The 24,384-nt window shown below is 73.2% G+C and carries 23 protein-coding genes and 4 tRNA genes; 18 read left to right on the top strand and 9 right to left on the bottom strand.

Translation table 11 applies throughout. The annotated features are described in order from the left end of the window. Positions 1–16: 16 nt before the first annotated feature. Together FHD63_RS12855 and FHD63_RS12860 are read left to right on the top strand one after the other, a co-directional pair. Positions 17–1,471, top strand: a complete 1,455-nt coding sequence (locus FHD63_RS12855) for a hypothetical protein (RefSeq protein ID WP_139722372.1) — start codon at positions 17–19, stop codon at positions 1,469–1,471. Continuing rightward, positions 1,468–1,914, top strand: coding sequence for an SRPBCC family protein (locus FHD63_RS12860; protein ID WP_139722373.1), 447 nt, complete (start codon positions 1,468–1,470; stop codon positions 1,912–1,914). The genes FHD63_RS12855 and FHD63_RS12860 overlap by 4 nt, the downstream gene beginning before the upstream one ends. Before the next feature lie 42 nt (positions 1,915–1,956). Here the strand turns inward: FHD63_RS12860 and FHD63_RS12865 are convergent, their stop codons facing one another. Then, on the bottom strand, positions 1,957–4,581 hold the full coding sequence (locus FHD63_RS12865) for a DEAD/DEAH box helicase (RefSeq protein ID WP_139722374.1): 2,625 nt from the start codon (positions 4,579–4,581) through the stop codon (positions 1,957–1,959). A gap of 79 nt (positions 4,582–4,660) precedes the next feature. Between FHD63_RS12865 and FHD63_RS12870 the strand changes: the two genes are divergently transcribed. Further along, positions 4,661–5,098, top strand: coding sequence for a pilus assembly protein CpaE (locus FHD63_RS12870; protein ID WP_139722375.1), 438 nt, complete (start codon positions 4,661–4,663; stop codon positions 5,096–5,098). Positions 5,099–5,138: 40 nt separating this feature from the next. Beyond that, positions 5,139–5,759: a hypothetical protein gene (locus FHD63_RS12875; RefSeq protein WP_139722376.1), complete on the top strand. Its 621-nt coding sequence runs from the start codon at positions 5,139–5,141 to the stop codon at positions 5,757–5,759. Here the strand turns inward: FHD63_RS12875 and FHD63_RS12880 are convergent. Together FHD63_RS12880 and FHD63_RS12885 are read right to left on the bottom strand one after the other, a co-directional pair. Beyond that, a complete protein-coding gene (locus FHD63_RS12880; protein WP_139722377.1) occupies positions 5,743–6,270 on the bottom strand; it encodes a cysteine hydrolase family protein in 528 nt (175 codons plus the stop codon). The two genes, FHD63_RS12875 and FHD63_RS12880, sit on opposite strands and share 17 nt — an antisense overlap. After that, positions 6,267–7,748 carry a purine-cytosine permease family protein gene (locus FHD63_RS12885; RefSeq protein WP_139722378.1) on the bottom strand — a complete coding sequence of 494 codons (1,482 nt, stop codon included), beginning with the start codon at positions 7,746–7,748 and terminating at the stop codon, positions 6,267–6,269. Before FHD63_RS12885 ends, FHD63_RS12880 begins: the two co-directional genes overlap by 4 nt. Before the next feature lie 63 nt (positions 7,749–7,811). On the opposite strand from FHD63_RS12885, the gene FHD63_RS12890 reads away from it, so the two are divergent. The 5 genes from FHD63_RS12890 to FHD63_RS12915 all read left to right on the top strand — a co-directional run bounded on the left by FHD63_RS12890 (position 7,812) and on the right by FHD63_RS12915 (position 11,876). Then, positions 7,812–9,035, top strand: coding sequence for an endonuclease/exonuclease/phosphatase family protein (locus FHD63_RS12890; protein WP_139722379.1), 1,224 nt, complete (start codon positions 7,812–7,814; stop codon positions 9,033–9,035). Positions 9,036–9,077: 42 nt separating this feature from the next. After that, positions 9,078–9,683 (top strand): hypothetical protein, encoded by a 606-nt coding sequence (locus tag FHD63_RS12895; protein WP_139722380.1) that lies wholly within the window; start codon positions 9,078–9,080, stop codon positions 9,681–9,683. A gap of 84 nt (positions 9,684–9,767) precedes the next feature. Next, a tRNA-Lys gene (locus FHD63_RS12900) sits at positions 9,768–9,840 on the top strand. 173 nt (positions 9,841–10,013) lie between these two features. Further along, positions 10,014–11,036, top strand: coding sequence for a zinc-dependent alcohol dehydrogenase (locus FHD63_RS12905; protein WP_139722381.1), 1,023 nt, complete (start codon positions 10,014–10,016; stop codon positions 11,034–11,036). A 435-nt stretch (positions 11,037–11,471) separates the two neighbouring features. After that, a complete protein-coding gene (locus FHD63_RS12915) occupies positions 11,472–11,876 on the top strand; it encodes a nuclear transport factor 2 family protein (protein ID WP_139722382.1) in 405 nt (134 codons plus the stop codon). Here the strand turns inward: FHD63_RS12915 and FHD63_RS12920 are convergent. Beyond that, the gene (locus tag FHD63_RS12920; RefSeq protein WP_170215609.1) at positions 11,842–12,309 is read right to left on the bottom strand and encodes a MarR family winged helix-turn-helix transcriptional regulator; all 468 of its coding nucleotides are present in this window, start codon (positions 12,307–12,309) and stop codon (positions 11,842–11,844) included. The genes FHD63_RS12915 and FHD63_RS12920 overlap by 35 nt on opposite strands. An 82-nt stretch (positions 12,310–12,391) precedes the next feature. Here FHD63_RS12920 and FHD63_RS12925 point away from each other — a divergent pair, with 82 nt between their 5' ends. Continuing rightward, on the top strand, positions 12,392–12,958 hold the full coding sequence (locus tag FHD63_RS12925; protein WP_139722383.1) for a YceI family protein: 567 nt from the start codon (positions 12,392–12,394) through the stop codon (positions 12,956–12,958). A 159-nt stretch (positions 12,959–13,117) separates the two neighbouring features. On the opposite strand, the gene FHD63_RS12930 is transcribed toward FHD63_RS12925, so the two are convergent. Further along, positions 13,118–13,960 (bottom strand): aldo/keto reductase, encoded by an 843-nt coding sequence (locus tag FHD63_RS12930; RefSeq protein WP_139722384.1) that lies wholly within the window; start codon positions 13,958–13,960, stop codon positions 13,118–13,120. 32 nt (positions 13,961–13,992) lie between these two features. Here FHD63_RS12930 and FHD63_RS12935 point away from each other — a divergent pair, with 32 nt between their 5' ends. Continuing rightward, positions 13,993–14,373 carry a hypothetical protein gene (locus FHD63_RS12935; protein ID WP_139722385.1) on the top strand — a complete coding sequence of 127 codons (381 nt, stop codon included), beginning with the start codon at positions 13,993–13,995 and terminating at the stop codon, positions 14,371–14,373. Between the two features lie 2 nt (positions 14,374–14,375). Here the strand turns inward: FHD63_RS12935 and pabB are convergent, their stop codons facing one another. Beyond that, positions 14,376–16,481: an aminodeoxychorismate synthase component I gene (gene pabB / locus FHD63_RS12940; protein ID WP_139722386.1), complete on the bottom strand. Its 2,106-nt coding sequence runs from the start codon at positions 16,479–16,481 to the stop codon at positions 14,376–14,378. 3 nt (positions 16,482–16,484) lie between these two features. Further along, complete coding sequence (locus FHD63_RS12945; RefSeq protein ID WP_139722387.1) at positions 16,485–17,480, bottom strand: pirin family protein; 996 nt, start codon at positions 17,478–17,480, stop codon at positions 16,485–16,487. Between the two features lie 99 nt (positions 17,481–17,579). Here FHD63_RS12945 and FHD63_RS12950 point away from each other — a divergent pair, with 99 nt between their 5' ends. Continuing rightward, positions 17,580–18,965 (top strand): NAD(P)/FAD-dependent oxidoreductase, encoded by a 1,386-nt coding sequence (locus FHD63_RS12950; RefSeq protein ID WP_139722388.1) that lies wholly within the window; start codon positions 17,580–17,582, stop codon positions 18,963–18,965. Between the two features lies 1 nt (position 18,966). On the opposite strand, the gene FHD63_RS12955 is transcribed toward FHD63_RS12950, so the two are convergent. Beyond that, the gene (locus tag FHD63_RS12955; RefSeq protein ID WP_139722389.1) at positions 18,967–19,398 is read right to left on the bottom strand and encodes a GNAT family N-acetyltransferase; all 432 of its coding nucleotides are present in this window, start codon (positions 19,396–19,398) and stop codon (positions 18,967–18,969) included. Between the two features lie 105 nt (positions 19,399–19,503). On the opposite strand from FHD63_RS12955, the gene FHD63_RS12960 reads away from it, so the two are divergent. From FHD63_RS12960 to FHD63_RS12980, 5 genes are all read left to right on the top strand, one after another. Beyond that, on the top strand, positions 19,504–20,583 hold the full coding sequence (locus FHD63_RS12960; RefSeq protein ID WP_139722390.1) for a PHP domain-containing protein: 1,080 nt from the start codon (positions 19,504–19,506) through the stop codon (positions 20,581–20,583). Positions 20,584–20,665: 82 nt separating this feature from the next. Then, a tRNA-Glu gene (locus tag FHD63_RS12965) sits at positions 20,666–20,738 on the top strand. A 24-nt stretch (positions 20,739–20,762) separates the two neighbouring features. Further along, positions 20,763–20,836, top strand: a tRNA-Asp gene (locus FHD63_RS12970). Positions 20,837–20,896: 60 nt separating this feature from the next. Beyond that, positions 20,897–20,970: transfer RNA gene (locus FHD63_RS12975), tRNA-Phe, on the top strand. An 83-nt stretch (positions 20,971–21,053) separates the two neighbouring features. Further along, positions 21,054–21,569 carry a DUF4442 domain-containing protein gene (locus FHD63_RS12980; RefSeq protein WP_238705667.1) on the top strand — a complete coding sequence of 172 codons (516 nt, stop codon included), beginning with the start codon at positions 21,054–21,056 and terminating at the stop codon, positions 21,567–21,569. On the opposite strand, the gene FHD63_RS12985 is transcribed toward FHD63_RS12980, so the two are convergent. Beyond that, positions 21,545–23,434 (bottom strand): chorismate-binding protein, encoded by a 1,890-nt coding sequence (locus tag FHD63_RS12985; RefSeq protein ID WP_139722391.1) that lies wholly within the window; start codon positions 23,432–23,434, stop codon positions 21,545–21,547. The genes FHD63_RS12980 and FHD63_RS12985 overlap by 25 nt on opposite strands. Before the next feature lie 124 nt (positions 23,435–23,558). Here FHD63_RS12985 and FHD63_RS12990 point away from each other — a divergent pair, with 124 nt between their 5' ends. After that, positions 23,559–24,359 carry a siderophore-interacting protein gene (locus FHD63_RS12990; RefSeq protein WP_139722392.1) on the top strand — a complete coding sequence of 267 codons (801 nt, stop codon included), beginning with the start codon at positions 23,559–23,561 and terminating at the stop codon, positions 24,357–24,359. Positions 24,360–24,384 lie beyond the last annotated feature (25 nt).

Below are 24,384 nucleotides of genomic sequence, written 5' to 3' on the forward strand. Positions count from 1 at the left end.
CTGCCACGCTGGGGGGATGACGACGAGGTGGGCGACGAGGCCGGATCACCTGCCCGTCGCCGGGGAGGGCGACGGGCGGGTGCGCCGGGCCGTCGTCCTCATCCACGGCATCGGGGAGCAGGAACCGACGGGCACCCTGCGGGGCTTCGTCGACGGCCTGGGCGTGGGCCGTGAGGCCTGGAGCAAGCCCGACCGGGTCAGCGACAACCTCGAGCTGCGCCGCATGTCCCTCTACGGCCGTTCGTCCCGCCGCGCGCCGACCGACCTCTACGAGCTCTACTGGGCCCACCACGCCCCGACGTCCAGCGCGTCGCAGGTCCTGGGCTGGCTGGGCCGGCTGCTGCGCCGGCGGTCCGGATGGTCCGCCGGCCCCGCCTCCCCGGCCCTCAACGTACTCACCCTCGGGCTGCTGCTCACGGTCCTCGTGGCCGCGCTCATCGCCGTCGTCATGGTCTCCCGCGAGGGGGTGCGGGCGTGGCTCACCCAGCCGCCCTTCTGGGTGGCGGCCAGCCTGGCCGCGGCGCAGGCGGCGGTGCGCCCGTGGCTCACCCGCCGGCTGGCCGACGCCGAGCGCTACCTCACGCCGGACCCGTCCGGGGTCGCCGCGCGGACCGAGATTCGCAGCGAGGGGCTGGAGCTCATGCGCCGGCTGCACACCTCGGGCGTCTACGACGAGATCGCCGTGGTGGGCCACTCCCTCGGGTCGGTCATCGGCTACGACATCCTGCGGCTGTTCTGGGACGAGGCCCGCCACCCCACCTTTGAGAAGGCCGGCCCGCAGCCGGAGGCCGAGCGCCTGGTGCACGACTACAGCGACCCCCTGGGGCTGACGCCCGGGGAGGTCGAGGTGTTCCAGCACGTGCAGCGCCGGCTCTGGCGGGAGTGCCGCGAGCGCGGGGTGCCCTGGCTCGTCACCGACTTCCTCACGCTGGGGTCGCCGCTGGCGCACGGCCGCCTGCTGCTCGACACCCGGGCCTCCTCGCTGCAGCGTCGTCAGGACGACCTCGAGCTGCCGATGTGCCCGCCGATGCCCTCGCTCGCGCCCTCCGCGGACGCCGACGAGCGGTCGGCGTCCTTCTACCCCGCGGTGCTGCGCAAGGGCGACCTGGAGCGGTCGGTGCTCGTCGGCAACCACGGCGCCCCCTTCGGGCCGACCCGGTGGACCAACCTCTACTTCCCGGGGCGCTGGCTCGTCTTCGGCGACCCGGTCGGCGGGCCGCTGCGGGGCGTCCTGGGCACCGGCATCCGTGACGTCGCGGTGCACCACTCCGGTCGGCACCAGCCCTGGTGGCACCGCCTGCTGCCGCTGCACGACCACCTGCGCTACTGGGACCCGCTGCCCGGTGCCGGCCGGCGCCGGGCCGCTACGGTGGAGTGCGTGCCCCTGATCCGGTCCGTCCTCGGCCTGGAGCCGTCACCGGAGGGCGGTGACGGCCTGACCCCGGGGCCGACAGAGGATGAGGACGCATGACGCAGGCGCGCAGCTACCCCGGCCCCCGGATCGTGGTCGCCCAGGACGTCGACGCCGACCCCGAGGCGCTGTATGCCGCGTGGACGGACCCGCAGGTCCTCGCCACGTGGTGGTGGCCCGGTCTCCCGGACACCCGGCACACCGTGGACGCGACCGAGGGCGGACGCTTCGAGGTGCACTCCGAGGTCGCCTCGCTCGGCGCCGCCGGGCACTTCACCCGGCTCGAGCCGCCCTCGCTGGTGCAGCTGGCGTGGCGGTGGGAGACCGGGGAGGGGCAGGAGGAGGACGACCTCGTGACCGTCGAGCTCAAAGGGCACTCCCACGGCACCCTCGTCGTGCTCACCCACGAGATCGCCCAGCCCGACGGGGACACCTCGATGCGCGAGGGCTGGGTCGGGGCGCTGCGCGCGCTGGCGACGACGATCGGCCGGCCCGCCGGCTGACCTCGAGGGCGCGAGCCGCCCGCGGCGGGCCGGCGACCGGCCTCAGAGCCGCCGGAAGCTCGTCGCCAGCAGGACGGGCTCGCCCACGGCGTCGCTCGCGTCGAGGTCGCACTCGGCCTCGATCACCCAGTCCAGGTCACCGTCGGGGTCGGTGACGGTCTGGCTCACCCGCCAGACCCGCTGGGCGCTGCCGTCGCCGATCCGGGCCTGGGCCGGCGGCACCGGCTCGACCCGCAGGTGCTGAGGTCCGCGCGCGTCGGCGTCGAGGACCACCTGGTCGTGCTCGTCGTAGAACGCCCCGACCGCCTCGTCCCAGTCCTGTCGCGTCAGGAGCGGCTCGACGGCGGGCTCGGGCAGCGCCGCCACCTGGGCCTCGAGGTCGCCCAGGGCCTCCCAGCCGTCGTCGGCGACCAGCTCCACCCGCCGCCACATGGCGTTGCGGACCATCACCCGGAAGGCCCGCTCGTTGCCGGTGATGGGCCGCGCCGGGGGCGGCGGCGCCCCGGCGGCCGCCTGCCGGGCGGCCTCCTCCACGCGGTCCGGGTCGGTGAGCGCCTCCCACTCCTCCAGCAGGGAGGAGTCGGTCTGGCGGATCGTCTCGCCGAGCCAGTGGACCAGGTCGTGGAGCTGCTCGGTGTAGGCCGACTCCGGGACGGTCTGGCGCAGGGTGCGGTAGGCGTCGGTGAGGTAGCGCAGCACCACGCCCTCGGACCGGGCCAGCTGGTAGTAGCCGACGAACTCGGTGAAGCTCATCGCCCGTTCCCACATGTCCCGGACCACCGCCTTGGGCGACAGCGCGTCCTCGCGCACCCAGGGGTTCGACTGGCGGTAGGTCGAGAGCGTGGCCTGCAGCAGCTCGGCCAGCGGTTGCGGCCAGCTGACCTCCTCCAGCCGGGCCATCCGCTCGTCGTACTCCAGCCCGTCGGCCTTCATCTGCGCCACCGCCTCGCCCCGGGCGCGGTAGCGCTGGGCCATGAGGACGGGCATGGGGTCGTCCAGCACGGCCTCGACGACGCTGACCACGTCGAGCGGGTAGGTGGGCGCCTCGGGGTCGAAGAGGTCCAGCGCGGCGAGCGCGAACGGCGCCAGCGGCTGATTGAGGGCGAAGTTCTCGGCCACCCCGGGCCCGAGGTCGACGCTGCGGCCCCCGTCGCCCGGGGGGTCCAGGCGCACCAGCACCTCGGTGTCCAGGAGCGAGCGGCCCAGGCTCACCGCCTGCCGGGCCAGGCGGTTCTGCGCCGCAGGCGTCTCGTGGTTGTCGCGCAGCAGCCGCGACAGGTGCGTGACCGGGTCGCCGCGGCGGGCGACGGTGTTGAGGATGACCGCGTGGTCGACCTTCATCTTCGACTGCAGCGACTCGGGCTCGGCGCCGACGAGCTTGGCGTAGGTCTGCTCGCTCCAGGAGACGAAGCCCTCCGGCGGCTTCTTGCGCTGCACCTTCTTCTGCTTCTTCGGGTCGTCCCCGGCCTTGGCCAGGGCGCGCGCGTTCTCGATGGCGTGCTCGGGGGCCTGAACGACGACATACCCCGAGGTGTCGAAGCCGGCCCGCCCGGCGCGACCGGCGATCTGGTGGAACTCCCGGGCGCGCAGCACCCGCTGGCGCGAGCCGTCGAACTTGGCGAGCCCGGTGAAGAGCACGGTGCGGATCGGCACGTTGATGCCGACCCCGAGGGTGTCGGTGCCGCAGATGACCTTGAGCAGCCCGTCCTGGGCGAGCTGCTCGACCAGCCGGCGGTACCGCGGCAGCATCCCCGCGTGGTGCACCCCGATCCCCTGGCGCACGAGCTGGGACAGGGTCCGCCCGAAGCCCGCGGTGAAGCGGAACGCACCGATCCGGGTGCGGATCGCCTCCTTCTCGGCCGCGTCGACGAGGCGGGGCACCGACAGCAGCGACTGCGCGCGCTCCAGCGCCTCCTTCTGGGTGAAGTGGACCACGTAGATCGGCGCCTGGCGCTCCTCCAGCAGCTCCTGGATGGTGTCCGGCAGCGGCGTCATCGCGAGGGACTCGGCGAAGTGCAGCGGCACCGGCCGCTCGGCGCCCGCGACGAGGGCGGTGTGCCGTCCCGTGCGCCGGGTCAGGTCGTCGCCGAGCCGGGTCGTGTCCCCGAGGGTGGCGGACATGAGCACGAACTGCGCCTGCGGCAGCGTGAGCAGCGGCACCTGCCAGGCCCAGCCGCGCTGGCCGTCGCCGTAGTAGTGGAACTCGTCCATGACGACGATCCCGATGTCGGCCCCCTCACCCTCGCGCAGGGCGATGTTGGCCAGCACCTCGGCGGTGCACACGACGATGGGAGCGTCGGCGTTGACGGCCGCGTCGCCGGTGAGCATGCCGACGTTCTCGGCGCCGAAGGTCCGGCAGGCGTCGAAGAACTTCTCGCTGACCAGGGCCTTGATCGGCGCGGTGAGGAAGGCCACCTCGTCGCGGGCCAGCGCGAGGAAGCAGGCCGCCGTCGCCACCAGCGACTTGCCGCTGCCGGTCGGCGTGGCGAGCACGACGTTGCTCCCCTCGAGCAGGTGCAGCAGCGCCTCCTCCTGGTGGGGGTAGAGCGTCGTGCCGCGGTCGGCGGCCCAGGCGGCGAAGGTGTCGAAGATCGTGTCGGCGTCCGGGGTCCCGGCACCCGCCCCCGCGGACGGGAGCCGGTCGGTCAGGGTCTGGTCGGTGGGCATCCCCTCCATTGTCGGTGATGGAGGTGCGACGGCCAGCCTCGGCGCGCGTCTCCCCCGTGGCGTCGGGCACGATGGGCAGATGCTCAGCGTCGATCTCGCCCGTCAGCTGCACGATGCCGGCCTCATCTGGTCGCCCCTGGCCGGGGACCGCTTCGTCGTGGACCGCTCCGGGATGACGCACGACGTGTTCTACCTGGCCGACATGACGGTGGAGGTGCACGAGTTCGTCGGCGGCTCGGTGATCGGCTTCAACGGGGTCGCCGAGTGGGCGCTCGACTCGGTGGCCCTCGACGACACCACCTGGCTGCCGCGGGAGGACCAGCTGCGGGCCGTGCTGGGTCACGACTTCGTCGGGCTGGGGTTGCGCCGCGGGGAGGACGAGGGCAACGACGACCACGGGGGGATCGAGTATGCCGTCGTCGCGCTGGTCGAGGGGTCGCCCACGACCTTCGCCCACCGGGACGCCGAGGAGGCGTACGGTCTCGCCACCCTGGCGGTGCTCCGCACCCGCCACTGAAACCGTGGACGGCGTGATCCAGTCGCTACTAGCCTGAGGCATGCCGCCGGACGAGACCGAGTTCTTCCACACCGACCGGGCCCACTACGAGTACCTGCGGCAGCAGCGGGAGGCCGCGGAGGACGCGGCGGCCCGGGAGCGCTCCGCCCGCTCGGGGTGCGGTCTGCTCTGGCTGCTGCCCGCGCTGCTCGCCCTGGCGTCGGTCGTCGCGCTCGACGACGTGCTGGCCGGCTACCCCGGCTGGTCCGAGGGGATCGTCGCCCGCCTCCCCCAGGACTGGGTGGACGCGGCCGGCGACCGGTGGTGGGCGGCCGTCCTGCTGGGCCTGGGCGTGCTCACCCCGCTCTGGCTGCTGGCCTGGGTGGTCGCCGTCGTCCGTCGACGGGTGGCGGTGCACCTGCGCCGGGGGTGGCTGCTGGGTCCGCCGCGCTGGGCCTGGCTGACCCTGGCGACGGCGGTGCGCGCGGTGCTCACCCTCGCCGGTCTGGTCACCGCCTGGCAGGTCGTGCGACTGGCCCGCGGGGTGCCGCTGCAGGAGGTCGCCGACGTGCGGACGCCGGCGCTCGTGGTGCTGGCCCTGGTGGGGGCGGCCTCGGCCCTGAGGGCTCTGGCCCTGCACCGGCAGCTGCCGTCGGCAGGTCCGGTCAGCGGCGGATGGTGACCTGCGGGGCGTAGAGCTCCATCGCGGCGAGCGCCCGGTCGTGCGCCTCGTCGCTGGACCCCGCGCAGGCGGCCGCCGCGACCTCCACGGTGCAGCCGGCGTCCGCGGCGGCCAGTGCCGTGGAGAGCACGCAGCAGTCGGTGGCGACACCGGCCAGCACCAGGTGCGCGTCCGCGCCGACGACGTCGTGCAGCCGCTCGCCCCACTTGCCGAAGGTCGGCTCGGTGACGGTGTGCGGCAGCCGCAGCTCGGCGATCTCGTCGACGAGGTCGAACATCGGGTCGTGCTGCTCCCGGTCGGCGAACGGGAAGCGCTCGAGGTAGGCGACCCAGGAGCCGTGCCGGACGTGCGGGGGCACCCACCGGGTCTGGACGACCCGCCCGGAGTGCTCGTCCACCAGCGCCCGGATCGGCGCGAGCGTCTCGGCGAAGCGGGGGGCGCACCACTCGGAGGCGGGGTCGGCGAAGATGCGCTGCGCGTCGACGACGACCAACCAGGGCTGCGACGTCATACCCGCTCCTCCTGACGCCGCACGATGGCGCGGCCGAGGACCAGCCAGCCGACGAACCCGATGGCGAGCGCCACGAGCACCCCGAGGTTGGCCCACGCCCAGGTGCCCTCCTTGCCCCCCAGACCGAGCGGGCCGAGGAGGTAGCCCTGCCAGTTGTTCCACGCGGCGGCCTCGGCGAAGGTGTTGATGACCAGGCCCCAGCCGACGACCGCGGCGAGGACCATGATGCCGACGGCGGTCCAGTTCCAGTCGCCGTAGCGACCGCGGGGGTCGAAGAGCGCCTGCTCGTCGTAGTCCTGGCGCCGGAGAGCCACGTCGGCCATGAGGATCCCGGCCCAGGCGGCGATCGGCACGCCCAGGGTGATGAGGAAGCTCTGGAAGGGCGCGAGGAAGCTCTGGGCGAAGAAGACGACCCAGATGGTGCCGAGGGTGAGGATGGTGCCGTCGATGAGCGCGGCGGCCGGACGCGGGATGTCGATGCCGAGGGAGAGCAGCGTCAGCCCGGAGGAGTAGATCCCGAGGACCGCGCCGCTCACCAGCGCCAGGACGGCGGCCAGCAGGAACGGCACGAGGAACCAGATCGGCAGGATCGTCGCGAGGGTGCCGATCGGGTCGTTGACGATGCCCTCCTCGAGCGCCGGTTCGGACCCGATGAGCAGCAGCCCGTAGAGGACGAGCAGGGTGGGCGCGAGGGCCCCACCCAGGGTGTTCCAGAGCACGATGGCGCCCCCGGGGGCGTCCCGGCGCTGGTAGCGCGACCAGTCGGCGGCGATGTTGATCCAGCCGAGGCCGAACCCGGTCATCAGCAGGACCAGTGCCCCGATGACCGCCTCGGTGGGACCGGCCTCGCGAGAGGTGACGGCCGCGAGGTCGATGCGGTCCAGGGTCATGAGGATGTAGGCGATCGTGGCGGCCCCGGTCAGCCAGGTGAGGATCGACTGCAGCCGCATGATCGTGTGGTAGCCCGCGACGGAGGCGCCGACGATGAGCGCGGCGATCACCGCGCACGCGAGCACCGAGGTGAGGGTCCCGCCTCCCCACCCGAGCTGGGTGAAGACGGTGGCGGTCGCCAGGACGGCCATGATGGCCAGGAACGTCTCCCAGCCCATCGAGATCAGCCACGAGAAGACTCCGGGCACCTTCTGCCCGTTGACGCCGAACGCGGCGCGCGAGAGGACCATGGTGGGTGCCGAGCCCCGCTTGCCGGCGATGGCGATGATGCCGCAGGCCAGGAAGGAGGCGACGACCCCCAGGACGGTCACGAGGACCGCCTGGGCGAAGCTGATGCCGAAGCCGAAGACGTAGCTCGCGTAGCTGATCCCGAAGACCGAGATGTTGGCGGCGAACCAGGGCCAGAAGAGGTCGTGCGGGCGGGCCGTCCGCTCGGCCTCCGCGATGATCTCGATGCCGTTGGTCTCGACCAGGCGACGCTCGGTCTCGCTCAGCCGCGGCGCCGCTGCCGGGGGGGTCTGGCTCATGCGCCTACTGTCCCACAGCGGCGGGCTGGCGGTGTGTCGGTGCCACCCCCTACGGTGAGAGGTATGACGAAGCACACGGCCTCCCTCTCCGCCCTGGTGGCGGCGGCGCTGGTCGGTGCCGCCCTGACGACTCCCGCGGTCGCGGCGCCCTCCCCCGGGCCGGACCGACCGGTCGAGCTCGACGTGCGCTTCGCCACCTTCAACGCCTCCCTCAACCGCGCGAGCGAGGGCGAGCTCACCGCCGACCTCTCCACCGGTGAGGACCAGCAGGCCCGCAACGTGGCCGAGACGATCCAGCGCGCCGCCCCCGACGTGGTCCTCATCAACGAGTTCGACTACGACCGCGACAACGTCGACCTCTTCCGCGACAACTACCTCGCCGTCGGCCAGGACGGCGCCGATCCGGTCGACTACCCCTACGCCTACATCGCCCCCTCCAACACCGGGGTCCCGAGCGGTTTCGACCTCAACGACGACGGCGAGGTCGGCGGGCCCGACGACGCCTACGGCTTCGGGCTGTTCCCGGGGCAGTACGGCATGGTCGTCTACTCCCGCTTCCCCATCGACACCGACGCCGTGCGCACCTTCCAGCGCTTCCGCTGGACCGACATGCCGGGCAACCTCATCCCGAGCGGGTTCTACGACGCGCAGGAGCGCCGGGCGCTGAGGCTGTCGAGCAAGTCGCACTGGGACGTGCCGATCCAGGTCGGTGACAAGACCGTCCACCTGCTCGCGGCGCACCCGACACCCCCGACGTTCGACGGCCCCGAGGACCGCAACGGACGCCGCAACCACGACGAGATCCGCTTCTGGGCGGACTACGTGGCGGGCCCGCAGCACTCGCGCTACATCTACGACGACCGCGGTCGCACCGGCGGGCTGGAGCCCGGTGAGCGCTTCGTCATCGCGGGCGACTACAACGCCGACCCCGACGACGGGGACTCCCGTGACGGCGCCATCACCCAGCTGCTCGACCACCCGCGCGTCGGCACCCAGGTCGTGCCGGACAGCGACGGGGCGGTCGAGGCCGCGGAGCTGCAGGGAGGGGCCAACGACTCGCACGTCGGCGACCCCGCCCACGACACCGCCGACTTCAACGACGACCCCGAGCCAGGCAACCTGCGCGTCGACTACGTCCTGCCGAGCAGGTCCCTGCCGGTGCGGGACGCGGGGGTCTTCTGGCCGACCAGCGACGACCCGCTCTTCGACATCGTGGGCACCTACCCGTTCCCGACCAGCGACCACCGTCTCGTCTGGACCGACGTCCGGCTGCCGCACCGCCGCTGAGGGTGCCGGAGAGGCGCTGAGGGTGCCGGATACGGTGGGGGCATGACGGACGGAGCACAGCCGCACGGGGGCAGGCAGCCCTCCCGCACGGGTGACGAGCAGGTGCCGCCGTTGCCCGGACCGCCCGCCTCGGGACCCCGGGACGACGTCGACCGGCCGATGACCATCATCGGCGGTCCCGCCGCGCAGGACTCGCCCGACTGGCGGCCGGACCGCACCGGCGACCAGCCCGGTGGGCTCACCTCGCCTCGCGCCGACCTCCCCACCCCGGCCCCTGCCCGCATCACCACCTTCTTCAGCTCGACCCAGCGGATCGGGCGCTGGCAGGTGCCCCAGGTCCTCACCGTGTCCGGCGGCTTCTCCGAGACCGTGCTGGACCTCCGTGAGGCGGTCGTCACCACGCCGGTCGTGGAGCTGCGCCTCAACGACGTCTTCTCCAGCTGCAAGGTCATCGTGCCGCGGGGGGTCGGCGTCGACGTCCAGGGTGGCAGCGCGCTCTTCAGCGACCTCAAGGGCGACTACGAAGGGGTCTCCGACCCGGGCAGGTGGCGGCTCAGCATCGCGCACCACGGCGCCTTCAGCAGCGTGCGCATCCTCACCCTCGACCCGGGCGAGCCCGAGCCGAAGTGGTGGCGCAAGCTCCTCTGAGCCAGGAGTGGGAACGGCCTTCTCCTGCGGGTCGTCCCGGCCGCTAGCCTGGGACGTCGCAGCCGGTCCTCGTCCACCGGCTCCGGGCCTCTAGCTCAATTGGCAGAGCTGCGGACTTTTAATCCGTAGGTTGTGGGTTCGAGCCCCACGGGGCCCACGTGCGGGTCCGCCCAGGCGCCCGACCACCTGGCGCACGCCCGGCCCGCGGACGACCCACCCTCTCTCCCCCGATCGGCGTGGGCACCCTGAGGCCCCGAGTACTACATGCCGTAGTATGCTGGTCGCGTCGCCCGCTGGCGCTGCAGGTCCCTGTCGAACGGAAGGATCGAGATGAAAGCCGCCGTCGTCCCCTCGCTCGGAGCCCCTCTGGAGATCCGTGACGTCCCCGTCCCCGAACCGGGCCCGGGTCAGGTCCTCGTCAGGGTCGAGGCCTCCGGGCTGTGCCACACCGACATCCATGCCGCCCGCGGAGAGTGGCCGGTCCGCCCGAAGATGCCGCTCATCCCGGGCCACGAGGGCGTCGGCACGGTGGTCGCCCGCGGGGACGGCGATTCCCCCGTGGAGGAGGGCGACCGGGTGGCGGTCCCGTGGTTGGGCCACGCCTGCGGCCACTGCCGCTACTGCGTCGCAGGCTGGGAGACCTACTGCCTGAGCCCCCAGTACACCGGCTACACCGTGGACGGTGGGTATGCCGAGTACGTGCTCGCGCACGCCTCGCACGTCGTCCCCGTGCCCCAGGGGGTCAGCTCCTTCGACGCCGCCCCACTCACCTGTGCGGGCGTCACGACGTTTAAGGCGCTCAAGGTCGCCCACCCGCAGCCGAACGAGACCGTCATGGTGGTCGGGGTCGGTGGACTGGGCCACCTCGGCCTCCAGTACGCCTCGGTGTTCGGAGCCAGGACGGTGGCGGTCGACGTCGAGGACGAGAAGCTGCAGCTCGCCGGCGAGCTGGGGGCCGACCACACGGTCGACGCCCGGTCGGGCCGGCAGGAGGAGGAGCTGGCCGCGCTGGGCGGGGTCGACGTGGCGCTGGTCACCGTGCCCTCCCCCGCGGCCATGCGCGCGGCGCACGCCTCGCTCAACCCGGGCGGACGGCTCGTGCTGGTCGGACTGCCCGCGGACAACCGGTTGGAGCTGCCGGTGTTCGAGACCGTCCTCAAGGGGGTCTCGGTGATCGGCTCGCTCGTGGGTACCCGCAACGACCTCGCCGACTGCTTCGCCCTGCACGCCCAGGGACGCACCCGCGTCGTCGCCGAGCCACGGCGCCTCGAGGACGTCAACGACTGCTTCGAGGAGGTGCTCTCGGGTCGCGTCCCCGCGCGCCTCGTCTTCGACCTGTCCGCGAGCGCGTAGGCCAGGCCGCCCCGCAGGCTGTCCACGACGGAGGTCACCAGTTGGTGCTCGGCGAACCACCGGACCGGTCCGGGCCGTCATCGCCGGGCTGTCGGCCCGGTCCCTGGACGGCGCGACCGCCTTCTCCTACCCGCTGATCTCCCTGCTCTTCCGCCAGTACCGCCGCTTCTGCGACCACGGGCCGGTCACCCTCTCGATCCAGCGTGCCGCCATGCTCACGCACCATCCTCTCGGAGCTGGTCCAGTCGTTCGGTGAGGACGCTCCAGGTCCTCCAGAACTCGGTTCCGTCGACTGCCTGCCCACCGCCGATCCCGTCTACTCAGTGTTGCTGACTATCGGTACATCACAAGACTGTGTACCGAGGGCAGAAGGGTCCGAGCACCTGTCGGACCGGGCACCCATACTGGGAGGGACCCGAGCGACGGAGGGGACCCGTGACACCCACCCTCGACCCCGAGCAGACCCACCATCTCCCCGGACTGGTGCGCGCCTACCTGACCGCGCGCGACACCGGCCGGTATGCCGACGCCTCCGCCCTCTTCGCCCCGGACGCGGTGGTGGAGGACGACGGCAGGACGCACACGGGCATCGACGCGGTCTCCGAGTGGGTCATCGAGTCGGCCACCGCCGTGGAGCACACCACCACCCTGCTCGGCCACACGGTCGTCGACGACCGGACCGTGGACGTCCTCGTCCGCATCGACGGAGCCTTCCCGGGCGGGACCGCCACCCTGCGCCAGCGCTTCCTCACCGACTACGGCGTCATCCGGCACCTGACGATCGAGCCGGCCCCGGACCGTGAGCTCAGGCCGGGTCCACCCGGTCCAGCACGCGGGTGAGCACCCGCAGGAGAGCGTCGCGCTCCTGCGCGCTCATCCCGTCGAGGAAGACCTGACGGACCGTGCGTACGTGGTCGGGAGCGGCGCCCTCCAGGGCCTCCCGACCGGCCGGGGTCAGCACCACGAACGACCCGCGGCCGTCCTCCGGACACTCCACCTTCTCCACCAGCCCACGGGCGCCCATGCGGCGCAGGTGGTGCGAGAGCCTCGACCGCTCCCAGTGCATCTCGTCGGCCAGCGCCGACACGCGCAGCCGTCCCTCCCCCGACTCCGAGAGCCGCACCAAGGTCTCGAAGTCCTGCAACGACAGGTCGCTGTCCTCGTGGAGCGCCCTCCCCATGGCTGCCGGCAGCTCGGTCTGCACGCGCAGCCAGGCGCGCCACAGACGCATCTCGTCCTCGTCGAGCCAGGGGGCGGCGGGTGCGGTGGGCATGGGTCCACACTAACACTTGCGTGACACGTCAACAACAACTACAGTGACAGTTGACCGATCAACTACTCGGGAAGGACTCCTCATGACCGACGTCACCCCCACCTCCACCTCCCTGCACGACCTGGACGGCACCTACGCCATCGACCCCTCGCACAGCCGTGTCGGCTTCTCGACCCGGCACGCGATGGTCACCAAGGTCCGCGGCGCCTTCAACGAGATCGAGGGCAGCGCCACCACCGGCCCCGGCCTCCAGGACGCCTCCGTGCAGCTGACCATGCAGGTCGCCTCGGTCGACACGCGCTCCGCGGACCGGGACGGGCACCTGCGCTCGCCGGACTTCTTCGACGTCGAGAACTACCCCACGATGACCTTCACCTCGACCGAGGTCACCGCGGTGGACGACGGCACGCTGCGCGTCACGGGCGACCTGACGATCAAGGACGTCACCCGCCCCGTCACCGTCGACTTCGAGTACGCTGGAGCCGCGACCGACCCGTTCGGCAACCAGCGCATCGGCTTCGAGGGCTCCACCGTCGTCAACCGCAAGGACTTCGGCCTCACCTGGAACGCCGCGCTGGAGACGGGTGGTGTCCTGGTCGCCGAGAAGGTTACCCTGGAGTTCGAGATCTCGGCCATCAAGTCCGTCTGATCTCGCCACACACTCCCCCGGACCGTGCCTGCAACCGGTCCGGGGTGAGCGCGGCCCCGCTGGACCTGTGACCCGGCGGGGCCGTCGTCATGTCCGGGGACGACTCACCGGACGCCCTGCGCACGACTTAGGCGGCGCCCGCCCGCGTGTGCCGTGCGCTCAGCTGCGGAACTGCGTGAACTCCGCGGTCTGCGGGTCCGGGAACATCCGCTCGTCCGTGTCGAGACCGCTGATCGCGCTCATCTGCGCCTCGTCCAGCTCGAAGCCGAAGACGTCGGCGTTGGAGACGATGCGCTCCGGGGTCGCGGACTTGGGGATGACGATGCGGCCCTCCTGCAGGTGCCACCGGATGACGACCTGTGCCGGGCTGACGCCGTGCGCCTGCGCCGCCTCGGTCACCGGCGCGAGCTCGAGGTCGGCGCCCTGGCCGATGGGCGCGTAGGCCTCGACCGCCAGCCCGGCCTCGCGGGAGGCCTGCTGGGTCTGCGGCTGCTGGAAGGAGGGGTGGACCTCGATCTGGTTGACCGCGGGCGTCACCGACGCGTCCCGCAGCAGGGCGGCGAGGTGGTCGGGAAGGAAGTTGGACACGCCGATCGCCCGGGCCGCGCCCTCGGCGTGCAGCTCCTCGAAGACCTCCCAGGTCTGCGCCGCGAGACCCTTGCTCGGCACCGGCCAGTGGATGAGGTAGAGGTCCACGGCGTCCACGCCGAGCGCCTCGCGGGAGGCCTCGAAGGCCGTCCGGGCCCGCTCGCGCCCCTGGTCGCCGTTGCGCAGCTTGGTGGTGAGGAAGACCTCGTCCCGGGCCAGGCCGCTGGCCCGCAGCGCGGCGCCCACGCCGGCCTCGTTGTAGTAGCCCGCAGCGGTGTCGATGTGCCGGTAGCCCGCCTCCAGCGCCGCCTCCACGACCCGCTGGGTCTCCTTCTCGTCCACCTGGAAGGTGCCGAAGCCGAGCTGGGGGATGGTGACGTCGTGGGTGAGGGTGATCGTTGGCTGACTCGTCATGCATCTCACGATACGTCGGGCACACTGGGGGCATGGCATGGGACGACCTGCCCGGCGACCCGGAGCGGGAGCGGTGGGACCGCCGGGACGAGGCGGCGGCCCAGCTGCGCCTCAGCCGGCACCTGCAGCTGCAGCTGCCCGGGCTCGTCGCGCGCCGGGTCCCCGTCCGGGGGATCACGCCGGGTCCCATCCAGGGCGTGGGACGCCTGCGGATGGCCGACTCCACGACCTTCCTCGTGGGAGGTGCCGCACCCGGCAACCTCGGCCGCGTCCTGCGCGCCCTGCACGACAAGCACGCCGTCACCCTCTCCACCTGGGAGCAGCGCGAGGACGGTCTCCTGCTGACGCTGGCGGGCGTGCCCGGGAGGGAGCCGGTGCGGATCTGGCTCATCGGCCCGGACCAGCCGGACTGACCTCACGCGCGGGCCGTGCCCTCCGCCCGCACCCCAGCCGCCCCCGCAGCCCGGTCGACCGCCCTCAGCATCGCCTGCGCCTTGGCGCGCGTCTCGGCATACTCCTCCTGCGGGTCCGAGAGGGCGGTCACCGCACCACCCACGCCGAAGGCGAGGTCGCCGTCCGGCCCCCGGGTGAGGGTGCGGATGACGATCGAGGTGTCCATCGACCCGTCCAGACCGATCCACCCGATCGCCCCGGAGTAGACCCCCCGCGCCCGCCCTTCCAGGTCGTCGAGGATCTCCATCGTGCGCACCTTGGGCGCGCCGGTCATCGAGCCGCCCGGGAAGCAGGCCCGCAGCACGTCCGCCGGACCCATCCCCGGGGCCAGGTCGCCCCGCACCGTCGAGACGAGCTGGTGCACGGTGGCGTAGGTCTCGACCGCGCACAGCTGCGGCACGTGCACGCTGCCGGAGCGGCACACGCGGTGCAGGTCGTTGCGCAGCAGGTCCACGATCATGAGGTTCTCGGCCCGGTCCTTCACCGCGGTCGCGAGGTCGGCCGCGAGCGCGGCGTCCTGCTCGGCGCTGCCGCCGCGCGGGCGGGTGCCCTTGATCGGCCGCGCCTCGACGGTGCGGCTGCCGGCGTCCACCGACACGAACCGCTCGGGCGACCCGCTCAGCACGCTGAGGCCGGGGGCGCGCAGCCAGGCGCCGTGCGGCACCGGCGACACCTCCCGCAGCGCCCGGTAGAGCTCGCCCTCGTCGAGCTCCGACGCGCTCGTGCGGTATGCCGTGGTGAGACAGATCTCGTAGGACTCGCCGCGCGCGATCTGGGCCTGGGCGCGGCGCACCTTGGCGAGGTACCCCGCCTCGTCGTCGTCCGGCGTCCAGGCCGGGGGCGGGGCTCCTGGACGGTCGCCCACCGGGTCGGCGGCCGTCGCCGCCGGTGGCCCGGTCGCCATCTCCACGACGGCGCCCACCTCGTCGGCCCACCGCGCCTGCTCACCCGCGGTCGCCGCGTCCTCGATCCACACCGCCCAGACCCGGTCGGTGCGGTGGTCGAGCACCACGCCACGGTCGGCGAGGAGCAACCAGGCGTCCGGCCACGGCGAACGGTGCGGGCCGGCCGGGTCGGCGCCGGTCTCGGCCTTGACCTCGTAGCCGATCCAGCCGACGAGCCCGGGCCGCCACGGCACCTCGCCCGGCCGCTCGTCCGCGACCTCCAGCTCCCACGCGTCCAGCTCGGCGTCCACCCGGTCCAATAGAGGTGCGCCCTCGCCCACCCGGTGGGTCAGCTCGCGGGACAGCGGCCCCCGCCCGTCGGCGAGCAGCGACCAGCCGCTCCCGTCCGAGGAGTCCAGCCAGACCGAGCTCGGCGCCCCGCCGACGAGGCGCTCGTGCAGCTCGGGGACGGGCACCCGGGCCGCGTCGTCGTGGAGCAACCGGGCGCGCAGCCGCACCCGGCGCCCCCCGGGACGGTGCTCCTGCGGCCGCAGCGTGTCGCCGACGGCGACGGCGGCGCCGCCCGCGTCCGCCGCCGTCCGGACGCCCGCCAGCGCGAGGAAGTTGGCCACGACCCGCTCGCCGTGCTCGGACAGCACGGACTCCGGGTGGAACTGGACGCCCCAGGACGCCCCGTCGGGGTCCGCGAGCGCCATGACGCACCCGTCGTCGAGCGCCCGGGCGGTGACCTCCAGCGCCGAGCGCAGCGGGTCGACCACCTCCAGGGAGTGGTAGCGGACGACCTGCAGCGGCGAGGGTACGCCGTCGAAGAGACCACGCCCGTCGTGCACCACCGGGCTGACGATGCCGTGCCGGGTCAGCTCCATCTCCGCCACCGTCTCCCCCGCCACGTGGGCCAGCCCCTGGTGGCCCAGGCACACCCCCAGCACCGGGACCTCCCGCTGACGCAGCGCCAGCCCGGACAGACCGAGGTCGCTCTCGACCTGGGGCCGCCCGGGCCCGGGTCCGATGACCACGGCAGCGAACTGCCGCAGGTCCTGCGCGGTGGCCGGGTGGTCGTGGCGCCACAGCACGGGAGCACGCCCCAGGACACGGTGCAGCAGGTCGGCCAGGTTGTAGGTGAAGCTGTCGAGGTGGTCGATCAGCAGGACCTCGCCCGCCACGCCTCAGCCCCGCGGGCGCAGCCGCACCTGCGGCAGCTCGGGGGCGGGGAGGGACTCGCCGCCGGGGTAGGAGAAGGCCCCGAACCGGCCCTCGCTCTCGTGCCCGAGCTCGGCCTGCCACTGCTCGCGCGCCTGCACGACCTCCTCGTGGGAGCGGCCGATGAAGTTCCACCACATGACGATCTTCTCGCCGAAGGGCGGGCCCCCGAGGAGCAGCACCCGGGCACCCTCGTCACCCGCCGCGAGCTCGAGCTCCGCGCGCCCCGGGGCGAGGTAGCCCAGCTCGGCGCGCTCGACCACCGCGTCCCCCACGGCCACCGTGCCGTGGTCGACGAGCACCCCGTGCTCGTGCTCCGCGTCCACCACCAGCCGGACCCGTGCCCCGGGGTCCAGGACCACCTCCGCACCCAGCAGCGGGGTGTAGGTCGCCACCGGCGAGCGCGGCTGCTCCCCGTCGACGCGGAGGGTGCCCAGGAAGACGCTGACCCGCCCGCCGGGGACGGTCCACGGCTCGGGCGCGTGGTGCTGGAACGACGGCTCCACCCCGGCGTCGGCGGCCGGCAGCGCGACCCACAGCTGGGCCCCGTGGAGCACCCGCAGGTGCGGCTCGTCACCGGTGACGGACACCTCGGAGTGGCAGACCCCCCGACCCGCCGTCATGAGGTTGAGCTCACCCGGGCGGACGACGGCCTGCACCCCGGTGGAGTCGCGGTGCTCGATCTCACCGCTGAACAGCCAGGACACCGTCTGCAGGGCCGTGTGCGGGTGCGGCGGCACGACCATCCCCCCGGACCGTCCCACCTCGTCGGGGCCGTAGTGGTCGACGAAGCACCAGGCCCCGATCATGGTCCGCCCGCGGGCCGGGAGGGTGCGGCGCACCCGCATCGCCCGGGGCCCGCCGAGCGGCACCTCCCGCGGGGCGAGGACGGTGACCTGCCCCTCCGGGGCCGGGCCGTCCCCGCACGTCACCTCGTCCGGGCGGGTCTCCAGCGAGCTCATCCCCCCATCCTCGCACCGTGAGCAAGGTCTCGTCGTCTCCACGAGGACCACGGGGCTGCGGCGGAATCCTGCGGTGCGGATCTGTTGTTCACTAGACATATGAGCGCTCCCCAACCGTCCGCCCCGGCACCCCAGTCGTCCGCCACCTCCCCCCACCGCGTCCTCATCATCGGCTCCGGCTTCGGTGGCCTGTTCGCCACCAAGGCGCTGTCCGACCCGGCGGTGCAGGTGCTCATGGTCGCCCGCACCGGCCACCACCTCTTCCAGCCGCTGCTCTACCAGGTGGCCACGGGCATCCTCTCCGAGGGCGTCATCGCCCCGCCCACCCGGGACGTGCTGGCCAGCCAGGACAACGTGACGGTCATGCTGGGCGACGTCAAGAGCATCGACATCGACGAGCGCTCGGTGACCGCTGTGACGGCCGGCCAGGACATGGTCTACGACTACGACAGCCTCATCCTCGCCGCCGGCGCCAACCAGTCCTGGTTCGGCAGCCCGCACTTCGCCGAGTACGCCCCGGGCATGAAGTCCATCGACGACGCCCTGGAGCTGCGCGGCCGCATCTACGGCGCCTTCGAGCTCGCCGAGCTCGCCGCCGCCTCCGGCCGCACCGACGACGTGCGCCGCCTGCTCACCTTCGTGGTCGTCGGCGCCGGGCCCACCGGCGTGGAGATGGCCGGGCAGCTGGCCGAGCTCAGCAAGCGCACGCTGCGCAAGGAGTTCCGCCACATCGACCCCACGCAGGCCCGGATCATCCTCGTGGACGCCGTGGACCAGGTCCTCGCACCCTTCGGCGACTCCCTGGCGGCCAAGACCGAGCGCAGCCTCACCGAGATCGGCATCGAGGTGAAGCTCGGCCGCAAGGTCGTCGACGTCGACGAGGGCGGGGTCGTCCTGGAGTCCACCGAGGACGGCAGCCAGGAGCGCATCGAGGCGCAGACCAAGGTGTGGGCCGCCGGCGTCCAGGGCAACCCGCTGGGTCGCAAGGTCGCCGAGCAGGCGGGCGCCGAGCTCGACCGCTCCGGCCGGGTCAAGGTCCTGCCCGACCTCACCCTGCCCGGGCACCCCGAGGTCTTCGTCGTGGGTGACCTCGCCGCCGTGGACGGTGTCCCCGGCGTCGCCCAGGGAGCCATCCAGGGCGGGCGGCACGCGGCGGACCAGATCCTGCGGCGGCTGCGCGGGGAGGAGACCGGCCAGGAGTTCGAGTACTTCGACAAGGGCTCGATGGCCACCATCTCGCGCTTCCGCGCGGTGATGAAGCGCGGCCGGATCGAGCTCACCGGCTACCCCGCCTGGGTCGCCTGGCTGGCGGTGCACCTCTTCTACATCATCGGCTTCAAGAGCCAGCTGGCGACGCTGATGCACTGGGCGGTGAGCTTCGTGGGCCGTGACCGCTCCGAGCGCACGGTCACCGAGCAGCAGGTGTACGCCCGGCTCGCCCTGGAGTACCTCGGCGAGGACTTCCGCAAGCAGCCCCGCCGCTGACTCAGCCGCGCGTCATCGGCAGGTGCGGTATGCCGTCCTCCAGGTAGTCCGGCCCGCTGCGGACGAACCCCAGCCGCGCGTACCAGTCCGCCAGGTAGGCCTGGGCGCCGATGTGGACCGGCCCGTCGCCCAGCCGGCGCAGCCCCTCGCGGACGAGCTGGGCGGCATACCCGTGGCCGCGGTGGTCGCGGTGCGTGGCCACCCTCCCCAGCCGGCGGGTGCCGTCGGGGTCCACCAGCGTGCGCACGGTCGCCGCGACCTGCCCGTCGACGTCCATCCACAGGTGCTCGGCCGTCGGCTCGACGTCCCGGCCGTCGATCTCGGGGTAGGGGCACTGCTGCTCCACGACGAAGACGTCCACGCGCAGCCGCAGCAGGTCGTGCAGCGTCCTGGCGTCGAGGTCGGCGAACCTGGCCGCGTGGAGGGTGCCCATGCCAGCAGGGTATGCCGGTGGCCCCGTCCCACCGGCGCCCTCCCGGCCCGGGCCGGTCCGGCCGGTGCCCAGGAGGGAGCGGGTGAGGGCGCCTAGAGTGGACGCATGAGCGACGCACCGGGCGGCCCCGAGCCGGTCGACGTGCTGCGCCGGATCGCGTTCCTGCTCGAGCGCGAGCGCGCCGAGACCCGCCGCGTGGAGGCCTACCGCAAGGCGGCGGCCGTCATCCTGCCCCTCGGGGAGGACGAGGTGCGTCGGCGGGTGGACGCCGGCACGCTGCGCGACCTGGCCGGCATCGGCCCCTCGACCTCGGCCGTCATCGAGGCCGTCGTGCGCGGGGAGACGCCGGACAAGCTGGCCGACCTCGAGTCCCGGGCCGGCACCCCGCTGGCCACCGGCGGGGAACCGCTGCGCGAGCTGCTGCGGGGCGACCTGCACAGCCACTCCGACTGGTCCGACGGCGGCAGCCCCATCGAGGAGATGGTGGCCAGCGCGATGGAGCTGGGGCACGACTACCTCGCGCTCACCGACCACTCGCCCCGCCTCACCGTGGCCCGCGGCCTCACGGCCGACCGGCTGCGCCGTCAGCTGCAGGTCGTCGATGCCGTCACCGCGCAGACCGCACCGGGCTTCACGCTCCTCAAGGCCATCGAGGTGGACATCCTCGACGACGGCGGGCTGGACCAGGACGAGGAGCTGCTGGGCGAGCTCGACGTGCGGGTCGCCTCGGTGCACTCCAAGCTCACCATGGCCCGGGCCGCGATGACCCGGCGCATGGTCGCCGCGGTGGAGAACCCGCTCACCAGCGTCCTCGGGCACTGCACCGGCCGCCGGGTCATGCCGAGGCAGGGCGACCGGGGCGCCCGCAGCGGCTCCCGCGCGCGCCCGCCGAGCGACTTCGACGCGGCTGCCGTCTTCGAGGCCTGCGCGCGGACGGGCACGGCCGTGGAGGTCAACTCCCGGCCCGAGCGCCAGGACCCGCCGGGCGCGCTGCTCGACCTGGCCGTGGAGACGGGTTGCCTGTTCGCCGTCTCGACCGACGCCCACGCCCCCGGCCAGCTCGACTTCCTCGACTACGGCTGCGAGCGGGCGGTGCGCCACGGCGTGCCCGCCGACCGGGTGGTCAACACGTGGCCGCTGGAGCGGCTGCTGGAGTGGGCCCGGGACCCGGCGTCGGCGCTGTGAGCCCCGGCGACGCGGGCGGCGCGGACCGTTTTGGTCCATCCCGTCGCCATCACGTATGCTCATCGTCGTCCTCAACGGATAGGTCCCCATCGTCTAGTGGCCTAGGACCCCGCCCTTTCACGGCGGTAACACGGGTTCGAATCCCGTTGGGGATGCACCAGGTCTCGACCTGAAATCGAGGCCCCGTGGCGCAGTTGGTTAGCGCGCCGCCCTGTCACGGCGGAGGTCGCGGGTTCGAGTCCCGTCGGGGTCGCAGAGTAGGAGCGGCGTGGTCACCGGAGAGATCCGGGGGCCACGCCGGATCACTACTTCCGGCCAGGTAGCTCAGTTGGTACGAGCGTTCGACTGAAAATCGAAAGGTCGGCGGTTCGACCCCGCCCCTGGCCACGCGACAAGCCGCGGGTCTGCCCTGATGACACCCGCGGCTTTCGCGTGTCCGGGGGACCTGCGGGACGACCTACAGTGAGGGCGTGAGCCGACCCTCCACCCTCGCCCGCCCCCCGCAGCAGATCGGCCGGCTCAAGGCGCTGGCCACCTCCCCCCGAGCGCTCCGGCTCGGCATGAACCTCTGGCCGCCCTTCCTCTGCTCCGGCATCCGGGTGCAGTCGATGGGGCAGGACCTGCGGCACGTGCGGGTGCGGCTGGCGCACGGCCCGCTGACCAGCAACTACGTGGGGACGCTCTTCGGCGGCTCGCTCTTCTCCATGACCGACCCCTTCTGGATGATGATGGTCCTGCGGGGCCTCGGACCGGGGTATGTCGTGTGGGACCGGGCGGCCGAGATCGAGTTCGTCTCCCCCGGTCGCGGCCCGGTGGTCGCCACCTTCGACCTCTCCGAGGCGGTCCTCGACGAGCTGCGGGCGGAGGCGGAGTCCGGCCGACCGGTCCTGCGGTGGTTCGACACCCCGGTGGTCGCCGAGGACGGGACGGGCACCGTGGTCGCCCGGGTCCGCAAGCAGCTCTACGTGCGCCGCAGGAGGCCCTGACCCAGGGCGTGCCGCACGAGGCCGTGCAGCGCGCGCAGGCCGTCCCGGGAGAGCACCGACTCCGCGTGGCCCTGGATGGAGGCCACCCCGTCGCCGCGCAGCGCCACGACCGCGTCGTCCGGCTCGTGCACCGCCACCTCGAGCGGGCGCCCCCGCAGGGTCGCCGGGCCCGGTCGGGCGACGAAGGTGTTGTAGAAGCCGAGACGGTGCACCTCGCCCCACAGGTCGACCGGCAGCTGGACCCCCTGGTTCGGCGCGGGCAGCTTGGACACCCGCAGCCCGGCCGTCGTGGCCAGCACCTGGTGGGACAGGCAGACCGCGAGCACCGGCAGGCCCGCCTCGAGGCGGGCCTCCAGCAGCCCGTGCAGCCGGGCGATCCGCGGGTCGGTGAGGTCGGTCGGGTCGCCCGGCCCGGGCCCGAGCAGCACGAGGTCGTACCCGGACCCCTCCCCGGCGACCTCGTCGACGCCGACGCCCTCCCAGCGGCGCACCTCGGGCACCATCCCCAGGTGGCGCACCATGTGGGCGAGCATCTGGGTCCAGGTGTCCTCGGCGTCGACGAGCAGCACGCGACGCCCCAGCAGGTCGGGGTCGGGGCGGGAGCCCTGAGGGCTGAGCCAGAAGGGCGCGAGCGTGTCGTTGCGGGCGGCCAGGTCCTCGGCGACACCGGGCAGCGAGCCGAGGTCGACGGCGTACCCGAGGTCGCGCCGCGGCCGCAGCCCGAGCGCGGCGAGCACCCCGCGCGCCTTGGCCGAGGTCTCGGCGCACTCCGACACCGGGTCGCTGTGCCGCACCAGGGTCGCCCCGGCGCTCACCGACACCGTGCCGTCGCCGCGCACGTGCGCGGTGCGGATGAGGATGGGCGCGTCCAGCGTCTCCCCGCCCTCGTCGTCCTCCTCCAGGAGGGCGAGCACCCCGGAGTAGTAGCCGCGGCCGGTGGGTTCGTGCCGGGCGATGACGGTGCAGGCGTTCTCCATCGGCGAGCCGGTGACGGTGGGCGCGAACATCGTCGTGCGCAGCACGTCGCGGACGTCGGCGTCGCTGCGCCCGTCCAGGAGGTACTCGGTGTGCGTGAGGTGCGCCATCTGCTTGAGGTAGGGCCCGGTGATCCGCCCGCCGTCGGCGCAGATCTGGGCCATCATCTTCATCTCCTCGTCGACCACCATGAAGAGCTCCTCGGTCTCCTTGGTGTCCTTGACGAAGGCCCTGAACTCCGGCTCCACCTCGGCCTCGTCCAGCGGGTGCCGGAAGGTGCCGGAGATGGGGTTCATCCAGACCCGGCCGTCGCGCACGCTGACGTGCCGCTCCGGCGTCGCGCCGACCAGGGTGTGCCCGGGGGTGTGCACGGCGAAGGTCCAGTAGGCACCGCGCTCGTCGACGAGCAGCGAGCGCAGCCAAGTGAGCGCCGCGACGGCGTGGTCGCCCTCGCAGTGGGCGAGGACGTCCCGGCGGATGACGAAGTTGGCCCCCTCGCCCTCCCCGATCTCCTCCTCGATGACGCGCCCGACGGTGCGGGCGTAGTCGGCGTCCTCGACGCTGAAGTGCTCCCCGGCCAGCTCCACCGTGTGGTCCGGGAGCGCCGCAACCAGCTCCTCGAGACCGACGCGCTCGGTGCGGGTCGGCCGCAGCACCCGCAGCGGCGTGTCGTCCTGACGGGCGTCGAACCCCCGCTCGGCGATCTGCCGGAACGGCACCATGGCCAGCACCGGCGCCTCCGCGTGGGGCCGGGGGATCTCGGCGAGCCGCTCGAGGTCGGTCACCTCGCCGGCCAGCACCTCGACCTCGTCCTTCCCCTCGCGCCACAGGATCGCCCACGACTGCCCGGAGGGGTCGGCGAGGATCTCGTCCAGCAGGCGCGGCGGCATGGGCGGAAGTCTGTCATGCACCACGCCGCGTGCCGCCAGGCGGCGGCCGGGCCACAGCCACCCGGTGGCCGGCCGGTGAATTTGGTGAGGCTACCCTTGCCTAATACACGTCTGAAGGAGATCCATGTACGGCACGGTCGTGCGCACCGAGCAGCTCACCCCCCACCTCGTCCGCGTCGTCCTCGGCGGCGACGGGCTCGACGACTTCGCCGAGCCCACGTTCGCGGACTCCTACGTCAACATGTTCTTCCTCCCCCCGGAGGCCGGCTACCAGCCGCCGTTCGACACCGAGGCGGTCCGCGACCTGCCGCGCGAGCGCCGCCCCTACCCCCGACGCATCACCGTCCGCTCCTGGGACCCGCGCCGGCGCGAGCTCGCCGTGGACATCGCGGTCCACGGCGAGGTGGGGTATGCCGGTCGGTGGGCCCGGCACGCGGCTCCCGGCGACCGGGTCCAGCTGCGCGGACCGGCGGGGGACTACTCCCCGCCGGAGGAGACGGCGGAGGCCTACCTCCTCGTCGGCGACGAGAGCGCCCTGCCGGCCGTCGCGGCCTGCCTGGAGTCTGTGCCGACGGGCCGCCCCGTCCTGGCGCTCGTCGAGGTCGACGGACCCGAGGAGGAGCTGACGCTGGACTCCCCCGGCGACCTGCGGGTCGTCTACGTCCACCGGCAGGGGCACCCGGACCCGACCCGGCTCCTGGTCGACACCCTGGCCGCGACGCCGCTGCCCCCGGGTCGGCTCAGCGCCTTCGTCCACGGCGAGGCCGGGTCCATCCGGGCGGTGCGCCGGCACCTGCTCCACCGGGCCCTCGTCGACCCGGCGCTGCTGTCCTGCTCGCCCTACTGGCACCGGGGCTCCACGGACGAGGAGTGGCGCTCGGTCAAGGCGGAGTGGGTGCGGGCCATGCACGCCGAGACCGCCTGACCTCGACCCGCCGCGCAGCCTCCGT

Origin of the sequence: Serinicoccus chungangensis (assembly GCF_006337125.1) — a bacterium.
Classification (GTDB): Bacteria; Actinomycetota; Actinomycetes; order Actinomycetales; family Dermatophilaceae; genus Ornithinicoccus; species Ornithinicoccus chungangensis.